Consider the following 15,237-nt stretch of genomic DNA (forward strand, 5'->3'; position numbering starts at 1 on the left):
CGGTCACTCCGACCCTGCCGCGCGTGCGGCGCGGGCGTAACGGGCGGCGAGGTCCGCGCACGCCGTGGCCAGTTGAGGTGGGCCGATGACTTCGAAGTCGGTGTCGAAGCGGCCGATGGCGGCGGCGAGTCCGGTCCATGACCAGGAGCCGAGGGTGAGTCGGCAGTGGTGAGGGCCGAGTTCCTCGACGAGTCCGTCCTGGGCGAACGGCGCGATCTCGGCGGCGGGGAGGTGGAGGACGACCTCGCCCTGGCAGGGCCAGTCGGTGGTGGCGCCGTCGTTGCCGCGGAACCGGCCGGTGATGAAGGCGGAGACGCTGCCGCCGGGGAGTTCGCGCGGGGTGAAGCGGGGGCCGGTGGGTGTGCGGGGCCGGACACGGTCGACACGGAACGTACGCCAGTCCTCGCGGTCCAGGTCCCAGGCCACGAGGTACCAGCGATGGAGCCGGGTGACCAGGTGGTGGGGTTCCACGCGGCGAGGAGCGTCGACTGACGTGCTCGCGCCGGGGGTGTAGTCGAAGCGCAGTTCCTCGCGGGCGTGGATGGCGCGGCTGAGGTCCACCAGGACCTGCGTGTCGACCTGCGGAGCGTCGCGGGCCGCGGGTGGTGGGACGGCGGTGATGCGCAGCAGGTCGATGCGGTGGCGCAGCCGGGATGGCATCACCTGACGGAGCGTGGCCAGGGCGCGGGTCGCGTCCTCGGCGACCGTGGTGCCGGTGGCCGAGGTCTGCAGCGCGACGGCCAGCGCAACGGCCTGGCCGTCGTCGAACAGCATGGGCGGCATGTGGGAGCCGGCGTCCAGGCGGTATCCGCCGGCCGGTCCTTTGACGGTCGTGATCCGGTAGCCGAGTTCGCGCAGCCGGTCGATGTCACGGCGCACGGTGCGCGAGGTGATGTCGAGACGCCCGGCGAGATCCTCGCCGGACCAGTCACGGTGCGTTTGCAGCAGCGAGAGCAGCACGAGCAGTCGGGAGGATGTCTTGTGCATGAGATCCATCCTGCCCGCGGTACAGGACACATCCTGTCCGCTACCTCCACCAGGGTGACATCCAAGCCGTTCAGGAGACATCGCTCCTGAACACGGCAGCCGCCGCCTGCGCCTTGGACCGTTGGGCGGCGCCTTCGTCGCCTTGAGGCAAGGAGCAGATCATGTCCGTCACGACCACCACACACCTGAACTTCCGTGGCACCGCGCGAGAGGCGCTGGACTTCTACCGGTCCGTCTTCGGCGGACGCACCGTCGCGGTGACCTACAAGGACGCGGGCGCCGTGCAGAACGAGAGCGAGGCGGACTGGGTGATGTGGGGCGAGGTGGCCGACGCCGACGGCTTCCACGTCATGGCCTACGACGTGCCCTCGCAGCTGCCCTGGAACCAGGGTGAGAACCCGTTCTTCGTCTCCGTACGCGGTGACGACAACGACGAGATCAGTGCCCTGTGGGGCAGGCTCGCCGAGGGCTCGACCATCGTCCGCCCGCTGGAGCCGGCGCAGTGGGCACCGCTGTACGGCATGCTCACCGACCGCTTCGGCGTCACCTGGGTCCTGGACGTCGCCGCCCCGTACACCGGCTGAGCCGACCGACCCCGTCCGGCCCGCCTCGGCCACCTGGGCGGGCCGGACGCCTTACGACAGGTTCAGGTCGGAGTGCAGCACGTAATGGTCGGAGTACGAGCTGGGTTCCACACGGTGCCTGAGCGGGGTGATGCCTCGCAGGAAGACGTAGTCGAACTTGCTCTGCCACTCGGTGGTCGGCTTGCAGACCCCGACCGAGGCGGGACGGCACTGCGGGTCGGTATCCGTGGCCAGCGCCCAAATCGGGGACAGCTCGGGAGCGTCCGGCACGGCGTTGAAGTCGCCGAGGACGATGGCGCGGTCATGGCGGGCGATCTCCTTGGCGAGTACGCCCGCCTGCTCCGCCCGGACCTCTTCCTGCCGGCGTTCGGCGAAGTGCGTGTTGAAGACCCGCACGGACTGGCCGCCCACCTTGGTGGTGACGGCCATGTAGCCGCGGTCCTCGGATCCGCCGTCGGGGTACTCCACGTTGACGCGGTCGGTCATCGGTGCCGCCGACAGCAGCGCCTGCCCGTAGCCGCCCGGATTCCACGGCGCTCCCCCGCAACGGCCCCAGTTCTGCAGAACCGACCCGTACTCGACGTGGTAGACCAGCCCGAAAAGACTCTCCAGATAGTCGCGGATCTTCTTCACGTCAGGCGCGCACGCCTCCTGCACGGCGATGACCTGCGGCGCGTACTCGGCGATCTCCGCCGCCCGGTCGACATTGCTCTCCTCGCACGGGTTGCACAGATTCCACGTCATGACCCGGTTGGGAACGACCTTCTTGACCGCGCCGGTGGGCTCCGACCTGCCGGAGAGAGCACCGCCCAGTGCACCGGAGCCGACGAGCGCCATGCACGCGACGATCACCGCGCCCGCGAACAACCCCGCGCGCCTACCGAACACCACGGCCTCCCCAATATCGACACACAGGGCATCCGACGTCCTGTACTACGTATGTACGAGGTTATGGGACCCGGTTGCCGACCACGCATTCACGACTGATCTCCTGGTTGTCATCAGCCGCAGTCCGGCGAGGTCACAATTCCGTTGCCGGGCATTGGCCGTCTTCGGTCCAATGCTTCCATGACTTATGACGGCCCCACGGACCATCTGGAGCAGAACCGACGGTACTGGGATGACCAGGCGGCCGCATGGCACGGCCCGCTCGCCCGTGATCACTGGGCGCAGGTGGAACCACGCTGGGGATTGTGGGGGACCCCGGAGTCACAGGTCTCCGTGCTTCCCTCCGACATCGCCGGGATGCGCACCATCGAGTTGGGCTGCGGTACCGCCTACGTGTCCGCCTGGCTGGCCGGAGCGGGTGCCCATCCGGTCGGGATCGACCTCTCCGAGCAGCAGCTCAGCACTGCTCGGGCCATGCAGGCCGAGTTCGGCATCGACTTTCCCCTTGTCCTGGGCAATGCCGAGGAGGTGCCTTACGAGGACGGCTCGTTCGACCTGGCGATCAGCGAATACGGCGCCTCGCTGTGGTGCGACCCCTATCGCTGGATCCCGGAGGCAGCCCGGCTCCTCGCTCCCGGAGGCCGACTGGTGTTCATGCGCTACTCACCGCTGTTCGCGCTGTGTACGGGGCCCGAGGGAGCGGCGGGCACCACGCTGTCCCGCCCGCAATTCGGTCTGACCCGATGGAACGGAGGGGATCATGTGCAGTTCGTCCTGCCGCACGGCGAGACACTTCGTCTGCTCCGGTCCTGCGGGTTCGTCGTCGAGGACCTGATAGAGATTCAGGCACCCCGGCCTGCGCAGCGGGACTACTCGGAAGTGTCCGCCGACTGGGCCCGGCAATGGCCCAGCGAAGAGATCTGGAAAGCCCGGCTGGCGGACTGACGGCGCGGTGGGCGGTCCCCGTCGCGGGCGTCGGCCCGGCCGAAAGCGCCGTCACACGGTTCGTTTGGCCCCGTAGTAGCCGTGGCTCATCCGGAACCTCATGGCGTCCGTGCCGTCGGCCCGGATGTGCTCGCTCAGCATCGACCTCAGCGGTTTGGGCAGCCCCCTCCCGTGCGCCTCGGTCCACTTGGTGGAGCCGAAGAGTTCGGCCGCCCCGTCGAGCCGGTCGGGGCTCGACGGCCGCGTGGCCGCCGCGGCGAGGACGAGGGCGGGATCCTCGCCCAGGAGCTGCTCCTGCACGGCCAGGTCGTACCACTGAAGGCCGCCGGTGGACTCTCTGGAGGGAATTCCGGCCCAGGCCAGGAGGACACGGATCCGCTCGATCCCGTCGGGGTAGCGCTGTCGGCTGAGCGCGGCGAGCCGGGCCTTGGCCTCTTGCAGTCGGCGCGACCAGGCCATGTGGTCGCGCCCCGGCGGCTGTGCCACGTCCGCGGCCGCGTCGGACAGCCCGGCGGGCGCGGCGCGGACCCAGCGCGTCCGACGCCGGTCGGCTTCGGCGTCCTGCGCGGCCAGCTCCGACCGGACCTCCCGCGATCGGGTCAGACCTCGCTCCGCGAGCCATTCGGTGAGTGCCGGTCCGTCGCGCAGGTCGGCGTCGCAGTCGCCGAGACCGCGGAGACCGGACTGATGGTGCAGCACCCAGCAGGCGATCAGCTCGCCGTGCACGTCGTACACCATGATCGTCGGCCAGCCCATGCACCGGCACCGGTCGCCCGTGCCGCCGTTCACAATCGCCAACAGCCGGGCCAGACCGTCGATCTCGGCGCCGCTGACCACGGTCCGTGCCACGTCGGCGCGGTCGACCGCGGCACGCGGTCCCTCGACGATCACGACGTGCCCGGCACGGTTCAGCACCTCCCGCAGCCGAGCTGTCGTCGGGGCGCCCTCGGTCATGCCCGCCGTTCCCTCGTAGATCACGCCCGCGAGGATATCGACAGCTTCTCGACACCTCGCCCGCTCAGATCCCCGGCGTCAGGCCCCGTGGCGGCCGTACGAACATCACGGGCCGTTGCTCACCGGTGCCAGAGCCGCCAGTCCGCCCGCGAGCAGCATCAGCACGAGCAGCCACGCGCGCAGGCGCCCGTTCAGTTTCTCCATCACTCCGCCCCTCTTCTGCGGACCGCGCCCCGGCTCGGGAACAGCTCGGCCCCTCCTCGTGCTCCAGCCCAGCCCCTCGACACCTCGACACCTCAGCTGCCCGGCCTCAGGCCCCGTGACGGCCGTACGAACATCACGGACCGTGGCTCACCGGTGCCAGAGCCGCCAGTCCCCCCGCGAGCAGCATCAGCACGAGCAGCCACGCGCGCAGACGTTCATTCAGTTTCTCCATCACTCCGCCCCTCTTCTGCGGGCCGCGCCCCGGCTCGGGAACAGCTCGGCCCCTCCTCGTGCTCCAGCCCAGCCCCTCGACACCTCAGCTGCCCGGCCTCAGGCCCCGTGACGGCGGTACGAACATCACGGACCGTGGCTCACCGGTGCCAGAGCCGCCAGTCCCCCCGCGAGCAGCATCAGCACGAGCAGCCACGCGCGCAGACGTCCATTCAGTTTCTCCATCACTCCGCCCCTCTTCTGCGGGCCGCGCCCCGGCTCGGGAGCAACTCGGACCCTCCTCGTGCTCCAGCCCAGCCCCTCGACACCTCGACCGCTCAGCTGCCCGGCCTCAGGCCCCGTGGCGACCGGGCGGACATCACCCGCCGTGGCTCACCGGGGCCAGAGCCGCCAGTCCGCCCGCGAGCAGCATCAGCACGAGCAGCCACGCGCGCAGGCGCCCGTTCAGGTTCCGCATCACTCCGGCCCCCTTCTGCCGACCGCCCCCGGTGCAGGGAGCGGACTCGGACTCGTCTCCCCGTGCTTCAGCCAACCTAGCGCCGTGCTCAGAGCGTGGACAGGTCGATGGCTCGGTCGATGTCCCGCGGCCGCAGTACGCGCAGAATGCCTTCGAGGAGGTAGTAGTCGGCGTAGGGAAGGGAGATCTCGATCCCGTCCTCGGCGGGCCGGTTGCGGGTGCAGCGGGCCACGACCGCGTCGGCGCGGGTCGACTTCTTCGTCAGGCCGGTCTGGGACAGGGCGGTGAGCAGGCGTAGCGCCGCGTCGCGGTAGGACGGTGTGCCGGTGGCCGTGGAGAGGTCGAGGAGTCCGCAGGCCATGATCGCGCCGGCCGAGGCGTCCTTGATGTCGTGGGGCTGTTGGGGTGATCGGTAGTCCCACACCGGGATGTGGTCCGGGGTCAGCGCGGCCAGTGCGTAGTCGGCGAGTCTGCGGGCGGTGGACAGGAAGTCGGGGTCTCCGGTCCGGCGGTACATCGTGGTGAAGCCGTAGAGGCCCCAGGCCTGTCCGCGTGACCAGCAGGACGTGGGGCTGTAGCCCTGCACGGTGTTCGGGCCGATCGGGGTGCCGGTGTTCGGGTCGAAGTCGTAGACGTGCGGGGTCGATCCGTCCGCGCGCGGGAAGAACCGTCGCGTGGTCTTCGCGTGTTCCACGGCGATGTCCAGGTACTTCCGGTCGCCGGTCTGCCGGCTCGCGAAGGCCAGCAGGTCCAGGTTCATCATCGTGTCGATGATGACCCGGCCCGCGTTCTTCTGATCGGTCAGTGCGCCCCATGCCCGGATGAAGTGGCCGCGCGGGTTGTACCGCTGGATCAGTGAATCGGCCGCCTGCACAGCACCGGTGCGCCAGGCGTCGTCGCCGGTCAGGCGCCAGGCGGTGACCCAGGAGGGGTAGAAGAGGAAACCGAGGTCGTGGGTACCGGTGTCGTACTGGCGAGGGGCCAGCTTCCGCGCGGATGCGAGTGCCCAGGTGCGGAAGTCGTCGTCATTGCTGTGCAGCCATGCCATCCACAGGGTTCCGGGCCAGAACCCGCCCACCCAGTCGCCGTTCTGGGAATAGACCCATTTCTCGAATCTGGTTCCGACCGGGAACGCGGTCACGTTCGGCGCGACGGTGCGTAGTTTCTCGACCGCGTAGTCGGCCGCCGAGCGCAGTGCGTGCAGGGTCGGTTCCGGTAACCGGCTTTCGGTCGTGGCCGCGGGTGGCGTCGAGGTGGCGAACGAGGCTGCGGCACCGGCCGCTGTCGTCAGCACGGTACGCCGGGAAACGCTCATCTCTGTCCCTCCAGCGGGGAGTCGTGGGCTAGCGGTGACAGGTGGAGATGCCCGGCCTCCACCGGCAGGCGATGCCGGCGAAGCCGCCGTTGTCGGTGACGTCGATGTCGAGCGTGTCGCCGCCGCGCAGGATCTGACGGTCCTGGACGAGTCCATCGGTGCCGTCGCGGATCGTCTCGACCAGCCATCGTCCGGGGCCGATCGTGAGCGGTACTTCGGCGGTGCGGGCGGTCCCGGAGTACACCCCGCCCAGGAACCAGCGGTCGCCGTCGCGGCGGGCGAGAACGGCCTCCTGGCCGGGGTGCCCGGCGAGCAGTCGGGTGTCGTCCCAGGCGGCGGGGAGCTGGTCGTAGAAGTCACGGGCGAGGGGTCGTTCGTCGTAGGACTGGGGTGTGCCGGCGTACATCTGCAGGCCCGACTCGTAGACGACGGCGAGTCCGGTCTCGGCCGCGTCGGAGTTGGGGCGCAGGCCTACGCGTTGGAAGGCGCCGGGGGTGAAGTCCATGGAACCGATGATGTTGCGGGTGAAGGGCAGGGTGGTCAGGTGCGCGGCGGTGTTGGTGCGCTTCTCCTCGCCCGCGACGCCTTCCAGGGTCATGACCTGGGGCCAGGTGCGTTGCATGCCCTTGGGGATCGTGGAGCCGTGGAAGTCGACCATGAGGTGGTGGGCGGCGGTCTCCGCGAGGATGGCGTCGTACCACCGGAGCATGGACTGCGCCTCGGAGTTCATGAAATCGATCTTGACTCCCTTGACGCCCCAGCGCTCCAGCGTGGGCAGCCACTGGGCGCGTTCCTCGGGGGTGTCGAGGTCGCGTTGATGGATCCAGACGATGATGCCGACGCCCTTGGCCCGTGCGTGGTCGACGAGTTCGGGCATCCAGCTGTTGGTCTGCCAGTTCGGGTCGGTGGTGTCCCACGCGTCGGACTTGAAGTACCAGCCCGCGTCGACGGCCTCGTAGGGCCAGCCGCGTTCGGCGGCGTAGTCGACGTAGGCCTTCTGCGCGGTGAGGCTCTGGCCGGCCGCGCGGCCGCCTGCGAGCCAGGTCCACAGGACGGTGCCGGGGCGGATCCAGCCGGGGTCGGTCACCTTGGAGGCGGGTGCCAGGTCGTCGGTGAAGGTGGAGCGGGTGACGGTGGCGAGGTCGCCGGTGACCATGGCACGCCAGGGGGTGGCGAGCGGGCCGGTGGTCCGGACCCGGTCGTCGGCGAGCTTGATCCGGTAGGTTCCGGTGCCTTGGTCGTGGGCGAGGCGGGCGCCCGAGTAGGTGCCGGTGAGGTCGGACTCGGCGAGGAGTGTGTAGCCGCCGTCCGTGGCGAACAGGGCCTGGGGCGAGTAGTCGTCGGTGGGGGCCGTCGCCGCGGTGTACTGGGCGAACTGGCCTTCGTTGTCGACCCGGTAGGTGCTGAGCCACGCGGTCGCGTCCTGCGGAAGGCGGAACGCGGAGGTCTCGGCGAGGACGTCACCGAGGCCGGCGGGCAGGACGTACCGATAGGCGACGCCGTCGGCGGAGGCGCGGACGACGAGGTCGAGCCGGGCACCCGTGGGTGTGGCGAACGACAGGCGCGTTTCGTTCATGACGGCCCGGCGTTCCAGTCGTTTGCCGGACTTGGTCCGGTACCGCTCGTCCACCAGGCGGTCCTTGCGGTGCAGGAAGCTCAAGTCCTTGGAGAGGTCGGCGTGTTCGGTGACGATGCCGACGGGTGACGGCTCGATGACGGTACGGCGGTCGCGGGTCACGGAGAGGCTGACCGTGCCGGTCATGTCGTCCAGGGATATCCGCGCGTGGGGTGCGTGCGAAGCGTCCCGCCCGGGGCCGGACACGGTCCAGGTGTGCTCGCGTTGGTCGGCTCGCGCGGGAACGGTGGTGAGAAGGGTGGCCACCAGGCCGACACACAGCGCGGCAGCCGCGGTCCTGATCGGAACCGCCATGAGAATCCTCCCTGTTGACGAGGTGAGGCGGGGTGAGGTGGGCGCTGTGCGGCTACGGCAGTCCCCAGGCCGGTCCCGGTTCGCTGATGGCGACGGGCGCGATGACGAGGTCGGGGCGGCGGCCGGCGTGGACGAGGATCTCGCGGCCCTTGGGCAGGTCGATGGCGAGGGTCCCGTCGCCCAGGTCCTCGGTGTGGGCCGGGGTGCCGTCGTCGAGGAGCACGGTGAGGGTTCCGGCGAGGCCGTGGCGGAGCTTGAGCGGCTCGCCCGCCAGGCTCTTGATCCGGATGAACCGAGTGGTTCCGGCCTTGCGAACCGCGCTGACCAGAAAGGCGCCTTGGGCGCGGAAGTCGTGCAGGGTGAGGTCCTGCCAGGTGGACGGGACGGCGGGGAAGACGCGGATGACGCCGCCCCAGCTCTGGCAGAACATGTCGTGCAGGGACTGCGAGGCGGACAGGGGCGTCTCGATCACCGGACCGGCCTCGGTGTAGTGCGTGTTGGGCCGGCAGGGGTAGCGGGTGCCGGTGTCGAAGAACTTGCGCAGGTAGGCGATCGCGGTGTCGCCGTCGCCGGTCATCGCGTAGATCGACGCGGCGCCGGTGTAACTGTAGCCGCGGTGGGCTCCGGCCAGCGCGTGCCAGCGGACCACCGACTTCGCGATGAGGTCCCGGTGTTCGGGCCGGTCCCAGTTGACGAGGTACAGCGGGTAGACCATCAGCAGGTGCGAGTAGTGGCGGTGGGACTGGGCGTACGGGGTGTCGGCACCGATCATGAAGCCGTTGCCGTCGACCGGGTACGGCGTGAGCCGGGCCAGCACCTCCTGCCAGCGCGGTGTCAACTCGTCGTCGAGGCCGAGCAGTTCGGCGGACTCGATGAGCGTCTGGCAGCCCCAGCGGATGAGCGCCAGGTCGTAGTTGGTGTCCTGCGGCGGCACCACGGGGTATTCGGGCGAGAGGGTGCTCGGCAGATGGAGCTTGCCGTCGCTGCCCGGGGTGAGGAAGTGCAGGTAGTAGTTGATGGCCCGGCGCAGTACCGGGTAGATCGTGTCGCGCAGCAGCGAGGTGTCCATGGTGTGCCGGTACGACAGCCAGACGTTGTGCAGCGCCCAGGTCAGATCGCCGGTCTCGGCGCCGGTGCCGGGCATGCCCACACCGCGGTTGGCGTACATGTCGGAGCTGCGGCCGACGCCGGAGCTGTCGGAGCGGTAGGCGGCGGGCACGTTGGCGATGAGCTGTTCCTGGTTCTGCCGCAGGGTGGTGGCGAGCGCGTCGAGTTCCAGGTGGTTGGAGCCGTGGATGAGCCAGTACTCCAGTTGGACGTTGAGGTTCCACCAGACCGCGGGCCACGGTGTCGGCTCCAGCCATGGACCGGAGGTGGCCATGACGGGGCCGCCCGCGCGGCTGGCGGAGGCGACTTTGTAGAGCTGGATCCAGTGGAAGCTCTCCAACCGCTGATCGGGGAACGAGACGAAGCTCTTCCGGTAGAACGCGCGCCACCAGCGGATGTGCCGTCGTCTGAGGACGTCGTAGGACGCGGCGCGCCGGAGGTTGCGCAGGGAGTCGGCCCCGGCGGCGGTGTCGGAGGGGAAGCTGTGGCCGACGCTGAGCAGAAGGTCGTTTCCGGTGCGGCGGTAGGAGGTCGCGGTCTGGCCGCCGCCGGTGAGGGGCTGGAGTGTCTGTTCGGTGCCGTCGGTGGTGGTCCGGGTGGTCCAGGGCGGGTTGGGGGTGTAGCCGGCGGGCGGGGCCTCCTGGATCTTCCGGGGGCTGATGGCCTCTTCGGGGTGGAACGTCCAGGTGGGCTCTTCGTCGCCGTCGGACGTCACCCGGACGGCGAGGACCTCGTCGTGGATGAGGGCGGCGAGGGTGAGGGTGCCTGCGGTGGTGGTGATCGTGCCGGTGAGTTCGGCGTTCCACAGGCTCAGTCGCCAGTCGACGGCGGTGATGGTGCCGACCGGTTCGAGGGTGAGCCGGCCGACCGGCAGGCGGGCGGTGCCCCAGCCGCTGCCGAACTCGGGCCGGTGGTCCTGGACGCGGCCGTGCTGGACGGTGAAGCGGATGTGCTGGGTGTTCGGCTCCTGGTAGACCATGGTGCCGAGCAGGCCGTCGCCGAGGAAGGGGCCCTCGTGCCAGAGGGTGGGCAGCCTGCTCCAGAGCAGGTCCTGACCGCGCAGGAACCCTTCCCAGGCGCGGTCGGTGGTCATGGTGTCGCGGAGTTTCCAGGGGCGGCGTTCCTGCTCGGCGGCCAGGCCGTCATCGCCCGACCGCTCTGTCGGTAGGGACCGTTGGGGCTGTTCGGCGTGGGCCGTCCCGGGCAGGGCCGCGGCTGCCGCGCCGCCCAGGGCCGTGCCGAGTACGGCTCTGCGGGGCATGGGTGAGGTCTTCCCCGACTGCGAGGTCATCGTCGTCCTCCGGGTCTGAGGGGATCATCGATACATCGGGTGTATCGGGGAACGTAGGCATGCGTCATGCAACTGTCAAGAACCTTTACAGTGACGAAATTCGGCCATAGCTGATGCAGACAGAGGGGGATGAGCTTCAGGGTGCGCTTGAGCTGCCCCGATACGCCACCAACTCATCCGATGTATCGCAGCCCCTAGGCCCGTACTCGGCTGTGCCAGGTCACTTCACGAAGCGGTACTTCAGATGGGTCGCGAGCGGGGTGTCGACGACCCGGGCCACCTCAAGGTTCCGTCGGCCCGACTCCAGCCCGCCGAAGAGCCGCAGACCGTCGCCCAGGAGCGCCGGCACCACGTGCAGTTGGAGCTCGTCGACGAGTCCCGCCTCGAGGTACTGCCGCACCGTACTCGCGCCGCCCGCGATGTCGACGTTCCTGTCCCCGGCGGCGGCCTTCGCCTGCCGGAGGGCGCTGTGGATGCCGTCGCCGACGAACGTGAACGTGGTGCCGCCCTCCTTGACCAGGGTCGGCCGGGGCCGGTGGGTCAGTACGAACACCGGGGTCCTGAAGGGCGGGTTGTCGCCCCAGAACTCCTCACCGGTGTCGTACATCATCCGCCCCATGACCACGGCTCCGGTGGCATCGAACCACTCACCCATCAGCTCGGAATCCCGGTTCTCCTCCCCACCGTCCATCCCCTGGCGCTCCCGCCAGCTCGCCAGGTTGTGGATCCACTCGAAGAGCGGCTCGGCGCCGTCACCTCCCGGGTTGTCGAGAGTGACGTGGGGCCCGGCGATGTAGCCGTCGAGGGACATGGCCAGATCAGCGGTAACGGTCACGATGGGGTGCTCCTCGGGTCCTGGGGTGGTGCCTTCACTCTCACGTCGATCAGGAAGCGGCGCATTCGACATCGCGGGCGGGCCGCGCTGTCAGACCCTCGTGCCACCGTGGAGGCAGGACGAGGGGAAGGAGGGGCCCCGTCATGGCCGATGCCGACGCACAGTTCCTGCGCGGCCTGTTCGACGAGGAAGGCAGCCTGCACACCGCGGGTCGCACCGCCCTGTATCGGTTGTACGGGCCCGAAGGCCTGCTCTACGTCGGGATCACGATCTGCCCGCTCACCCGGATACGCACCCACCTGCGCGAACAGCCCTGGAGATCACTCGTCATCGCCGTCCGGATCGACTATCCCGAGGACCCGGAAGCAGCCGAACGCCAGGCAGTCCGCGCCGAGCACCCCCGGTACAACGTCGTCTTCAACGCGCCCGCCCCTCCCCCACCCGCCGACCCCGCCTCACGCCTCAGAACCCAACTCGCCGTGGAACAGCGGCGGCTGGCGGAACTCGAGGCCACCGTCCCCGAGTCCTCCAGCCACCTGCGCCTGCTCACCCGCGCCATCACCACGAAGAGAACGAGAATCGCGAAACTCGCCGAGGACATCAAAGAAGCGGCGGGTGCGACCGCTCCTGTCCCACCGGAGTCCCGAAGGCGGCACTGATGACCGGATCGGTCCGCTGCCGGACCCGATGCGGCCTGTCGTCGGCCCACCCGCACGGATCAGGCTTGGTGCATGACCCGAGCACTGATCGTCATCGACGTCCAGGAGTCCTTCCGCGCCCGGCCGCTGTGGGAGACCATCTCCGACCCGAAGATCGCCGACAAGGTGAACCGCCTGGTCCGGCTCGCCCGCCGCGCCGGGGACCAGGTGGTGTGGGTGCTGCACTCCGAGCCCGGCACCGGCGGCGTCTTCGACCCGGCCCTGGGCCATGTGCGGCTACTGGAGGAAGTCGAGCCGCCGACGGACGGCGAGCCCCTGGTCCACAAGACCTCGCACAACGCCTTCACCACCACCAACCTGCAGCAACTCCTCACCGAGCGCGGCATCCGCGAGCTCACCCTGTGCGGCATCCGCACCGAACAGTGCGTGGAGACCACCGCCCGCGTCGCGAGCGACCTCGGATACCAGGTCACCTTCGTCGTCGACGCGACCGCCACCAACCCCATCCCGCACCGCGACGCCCCCGAGGACCAGAGCGTCGCCGCACTGCTCGCCGACCCCCGCACCCTGTCCGCCGAGGAGGTCATCCGCCGTACCGAATACGCCCTCGCCGGACGCTTCGCCACCATTGCCACGGTCGACGAGCTGGAAGCCGCGGCCGCCCTTCCTGCATGATGACCGAATCGTGAGCCACGTCGTCTTCTTCCTGGTGCCCGGAGTCCATCTGCTGGACCTGGCCGGCCCCGCGCAGGTCTTCTCCACGGCCGCCGATTTCGGGCACCCCTACACCCTGACCTATGTCGCCGAGCAGCCACAGGTCCCCACCGCCCAGGGGCTGCCGCTGGTGGCCGGCCTCCATTGGCCCGAGCTCGGCCCCCAGGACCTGATCGTGGTGCCCGGCTGGCGTGCCGTCACCCTCGCCGACTCGCCCGCCATCGGCGAGGCCTCCCTCCAGGTCCTGCGAGACCACCACGCCAAGGGCGGAACGGTGGCCAGCGTCTGCGCCGGGGCGGAGGCGCTCGGGCGGGCCGGACTGCTCAAGGGCCGGCGCTGCACCACCCATCACGACGTGCAGGACGAACTGGCCGTACGCCACCCCGGCGCGCTGGTCGTCCGCGACGTCCTGTTCACCTCCGACGACCGCGTGATCACCTCGGCCGGCATCGCCAGCGGCATCGACCTGGCCCTGCATCTGATCGCCGGCCGGCACGGCCCCGCCGTCGCCGCCCAGGTCGCCCGGGACATGGTCGTCTACGCCCGCCGCAACGGCCATGAGCCGCAGTCCAGCGCGATGTTCCGGCACCGTTCCCATCTCGACGACACCGTGCACCACGCCCAGGACCTCATCGACACCCGTTTCGACGAGCCACTGCCGCTCCCCACCCTGGCCACGGCCGTCGGCGTCAGCGAACGCACCCTCACCCGTCTTTTCACCCGCGCCACCGGCCTCACCCCTCTCCGCTACCAGCAGACCCTCCGCCTGGAACGCGCCCAGCACCTCATCAGCCACGGCGCCACCGTCGACGCGGCCGCCCGCTCGGTCGGCTTCACGGACCCACGCATGCTGCGACGCCTTCGCGCGCGTACGGACTGACGTCGAGGCGCCCGCCGGAGCCCCGGCGGCGTGACGCGGGAGTCAGGTCCGGGGGACGTCCTTGATGAACACGATCCCGTCCGTCGAGGTCAGGTGCGCCGGGTCGAACGAGGCGTAGCCGTAGTACGGGGACACCCGGTGAGTGGGCCGGGTGTCGGCGAGGGTGGTGGCCAGGCGGGCGGCGTCGATGACGCAGCGGTCCTCGGGGAGCGCGTACAGGAGTCCTTCGACGGTGTCCGGCGGCGGGGTGTCCACGCCCTGGTGCCGGATCGTACCGAGGGCCGTGGCCAGGAAGGCGTACTCCTCGCCCAGGCGGGAGCTCACGATCGCGCCGGCACTCCACCACTCCAGCAGGGGGTGGTCCCACATACGCATCGAGCTCTTCTCCCGCTGGAGATGGGCGTTGTGGGCGAAGACCAGCACCGGGGTGCGCTCGGCTAGGGCAAGCAGGTTGTCGGCCATCATCGAGTCCCGCAGGCCCAGCAGTCGGGTCATGCGGCCCGGTGAGGTGTCGGCCATCCAGAAGTGGTACCGCAGTAGGCCGGTGGCGGTACGCCCGTACAGGCGCGCCCGGTCCCAGTCGTCCCGTGAGGTCGCCTGGATCAGGTGCGGGGTGTGCGCGTCGAGCACTGCCACGAGGTCGTCGGCGAGCAGCCGCAGTCGACCGGCTTCGTCCGACTGCCCCACGGACCGGGCCGGGTCCGTCATCGCGGCGGGGTCGGTCCATGGATCGTCGACGCCGAGCAGGCGGTCGAGTGTTTCCGCGGTGCACGGGAGCTGGTCCGCGTCGATCTCGGCAGACAGGTAGGCGTGCAGTGCGGTGAGGGCCTGCCGGGGGCTTTCCGCACCGGTGATCTCCAGCGGGCCGTCGAAGCCGCCGAAGCGCAGCCGCTCGGACGCGGGCCGGCCGTCGTTGTGGGCGCGCATCCAGCGCACGAGTTCGCGGTTGGCCGCGGAGGCGCCGAAGCCGTGGCTGAACCCGTGCTCCATGACCTCGTCGAGGGTGCCCCTGCCCGTGGTGACGTACTCGTCCACGACCAGACCCCTCAGGCAGTCGCTCTCGATCGCGATCGTCCGGTAACCCTCCTCTTCGACGAGCTGCTGGAAGACGTCGTTGCGCAGGCCGAGCAGAACGTCCTCGCCATGGGTGGGCTCCCCCAGGGCGAGCAGCCGCGGCCGGCCCGGGAGCAGCCCCATGACGGCGGCGGCATCGACGGCATGGACGGTGTCCTTGATGTCAGTAGCCATGCCTTCAA

At 69.9% G+C, this 15,237-nt stretch carries 13 protein-coding genes; 5 read left to right on the top strand and 8 right to left on the bottom strand.

All coding sequences use genetic code 11. From position 1 onward, the window contains the following. Positions 1-3: 3 nt before the first annotated feature. Positions 4-987 carry a helix-turn-helix transcriptional regulator gene (locus tag ACIOHP_RS34650; protein ID WP_401893608.1) on the bottom strand — a complete coding sequence of 328 codons (984 nt, stop codon included), beginning with the start codon at positions 985-987 and terminating at the stop codon, positions 4-6. Between the two features lie 161 nt (positions 988-1,148). Between ACIOHP_RS34650 and ACIOHP_RS34655 the strand changes: the two genes are divergently transcribed. Then, positions 1,149-1,571, top strand: a complete 423-nt coding sequence (locus tag ACIOHP_RS34655) for a VOC family protein (RefSeq protein WP_401893609.1) — start codon at positions 1,149-1,151, stop codon at positions 1,569-1,571. 51 nt (positions 1,572-1,622) lie between these two features. On the opposite strand, the gene ACIOHP_RS34660 is transcribed toward ACIOHP_RS34655, so the two are convergent. Beyond that, the gene (locus ACIOHP_RS34660) at positions 1,623-2,486 is read right to left on the bottom strand and encodes an endonuclease/exonuclease/phosphatase family protein (RefSeq protein WP_401893887.1); all 864 of its coding nucleotides are present in this window, start codon (positions 2,484-2,486) and stop codon (positions 1,623-1,625) included. Positions 2,487-2,639: 153 nt separating this feature from the next. On the opposite strand from ACIOHP_RS34660, the gene ACIOHP_RS34665 reads away from it, so the two are divergent. Beyond that, positions 2,640-3,404 carry a class I SAM-dependent methyltransferase gene (locus ACIOHP_RS34665; protein WP_401893610.1) on the top strand — a complete coding sequence of 255 codons (765 nt, stop codon included), beginning with the start codon at positions 2,640-2,642 and terminating at the stop codon, positions 3,402-3,404. Positions 3,405-3,455: 51 nt separating this feature from the next. On the opposite strand, the gene ACIOHP_RS34670 is transcribed toward ACIOHP_RS34665, so the two are convergent. From ACIOHP_RS34670 to ACIOHP_RS34690, 5 genes are all read right to left on the bottom strand, one after another. Continuing rightward, complete coding sequence (locus ACIOHP_RS34670; RefSeq protein ID WP_401893611.1) at positions 3,456-4,382, bottom strand: hypothetical protein; 927 nt, start codon at positions 4,380-4,382, stop codon at positions 3,456-3,458. A 956-nt stretch (positions 4,383-5,338) separates the two neighbouring features. After that, positions 5,339-6,565: a glycoside hydrolase family 88 protein gene (locus ACIOHP_RS34675; RefSeq protein WP_401893612.1), complete on the bottom strand. Its 1,227-nt coding sequence runs from the start codon at positions 6,563-6,565 to the stop codon at positions 5,339-5,341. A 28-nt stretch (positions 6,566-6,593) separates the two neighbouring features. Then, positions 6,594-8,495 (bottom strand): glycoside hydrolase family 97 catalytic domain-containing protein, encoded by a 1,902-nt coding sequence (locus ACIOHP_RS34680; protein WP_401893614.1) that lies wholly within the window; start codon positions 8,493-8,495, stop codon positions 6,594-6,596. Positions 8,496-8,547: 52 nt separating this feature from the next. Continuing rightward, on the bottom strand, positions 8,548-10,893 hold the full coding sequence (locus tag ACIOHP_RS34685) for a glycosyl hydrolase family 95 catalytic domain-containing protein (protein WP_401893616.1): 2,346 nt from the start codon (positions 10,891-10,893) through the stop codon (positions 8,548-8,550). Positions 10,894-11,113: 220 nt separating this feature from the next. Next, positions 11,114-11,728, bottom strand: coding sequence for a dihydrofolate reductase family protein (locus tag ACIOHP_RS34690; RefSeq protein WP_401893618.1), 615 nt, complete (start codon positions 11,726-11,728; stop codon positions 11,114-11,116). Positions 11,729-11,871: 143 nt separating this feature from the next. Between ACIOHP_RS34690 and ACIOHP_RS34695 the strand changes: the two genes are divergently transcribed. From ACIOHP_RS34695 to ACIOHP_RS34705, 3 genes are all read left to right on the top strand, one after another. After that, positions 11,872-12,387 carry a GIY-YIG nuclease family protein gene (locus ACIOHP_RS34695; RefSeq protein ID WP_401893620.1) on the top strand — a complete coding sequence of 172 codons (516 nt, stop codon included), beginning with the start codon at positions 11,872-11,874 and terminating at the stop codon, positions 12,385-12,387. A 72-nt stretch (positions 12,388-12,459) separates the two neighbouring features. After that, complete coding sequence (locus tag ACIOHP_RS34700) at positions 12,460-13,062, top strand: isochorismatase family protein (RefSeq protein WP_401893621.1); 603 nt, start codon at positions 12,460-12,462, stop codon at positions 13,060-13,062. Positions 13,063-13,072: 10 nt separating this feature from the next. Next, positions 13,073-13,981 (top strand): GlxA family transcriptional regulator, encoded by a 909-nt coding sequence (locus tag ACIOHP_RS34705; protein ID WP_401893623.1) that lies wholly within the window; start codon positions 13,073-13,075, stop codon positions 13,979-13,981. Between the two features lie 42 nt (positions 13,982-14,023). Here the strand turns inward: ACIOHP_RS34705 and ACIOHP_RS34710 are convergent, their stop codons facing one another. After that, a complete protein-coding gene (locus ACIOHP_RS34710) occupies positions 14,024-15,229 on the bottom strand; it encodes an erythromycin esterase family protein (protein WP_401893625.1) in 1,206 nt (401 codons plus the stop codon). Between the last annotated feature and the right edge of the window lie 8 nt (positions 15,230-15,237).

Origin of the sequence: Streptomyces sp. NPDC087859, from assembly GCF_044742595.1 — a bacterium.
GTDB classification, from domain to species: Bacteria; Actinomycetota; Actinomycetes; order Streptomycetales; family Streptomycetaceae; genus Streptomyces; species Streptomyces canus_F.

Coding starts and splice junctions, on each gene's coding strand:
- ACIOHP_RS34650 (WP_401893608.1), bottom strand. CDS start 987: ATGCACAAGACATCCTCCCGACTGCTCGTGCTGCTCTCGCTGCTGCAA.
- ACIOHP_RS34655 (WP_401893609.1), top strand. CDS start 1,149: ATGTCCGTCACGACCACCACACACCTGAACTTCCGTGGCACCGCGCGA.
- ACIOHP_RS34665 (WP_401893610.1), top strand. CDS start 2,640: ATGACTTATGACGGCCCCACGGACCATCTGGAGCAGAACCGACGGTAC.
- ACIOHP_RS34675 (WP_401893612.1), bottom strand. CDS start 6,565: ATGAGCGTTTCCCGGCGTACCGTGCTGACGACAGCGGCCGGTGCCGCA.
- ACIOHP_RS34680 (WP_401893614.1), bottom strand. CDS start 8,495: ATGGCGGTTCCGATCAGGACCGCGGCTGCCGCGCTGTGTGTCGGCCTG.
- ACIOHP_RS34685 (WP_401893616.1), bottom strand. CDS start 10,893: ATGACCTCGCAGTCGGGGAAGACCTCACCCATGCCCCGCAGAGCCGTA.
- ACIOHP_RS34695 (WP_401893620.1), top strand. CDS start 11,872: ATGGCCGATGCCGACGCACAGTTCCTGCGCGGCCTGTTCGACGAGGAA.
- ACIOHP_RS34700 (WP_401893621.1), top strand. CDS start 12,460: ATGACCCGAGCACTGATCGTCATCGACGTCCAGGAGTCCTTCCGCGCC.
- ACIOHP_RS34710 (WP_401893625.1), bottom strand. CDS start 15,229: ATGGCTACTGACATCAAGGACACCGTCCATGCCGTCGATGCCGCCGCC.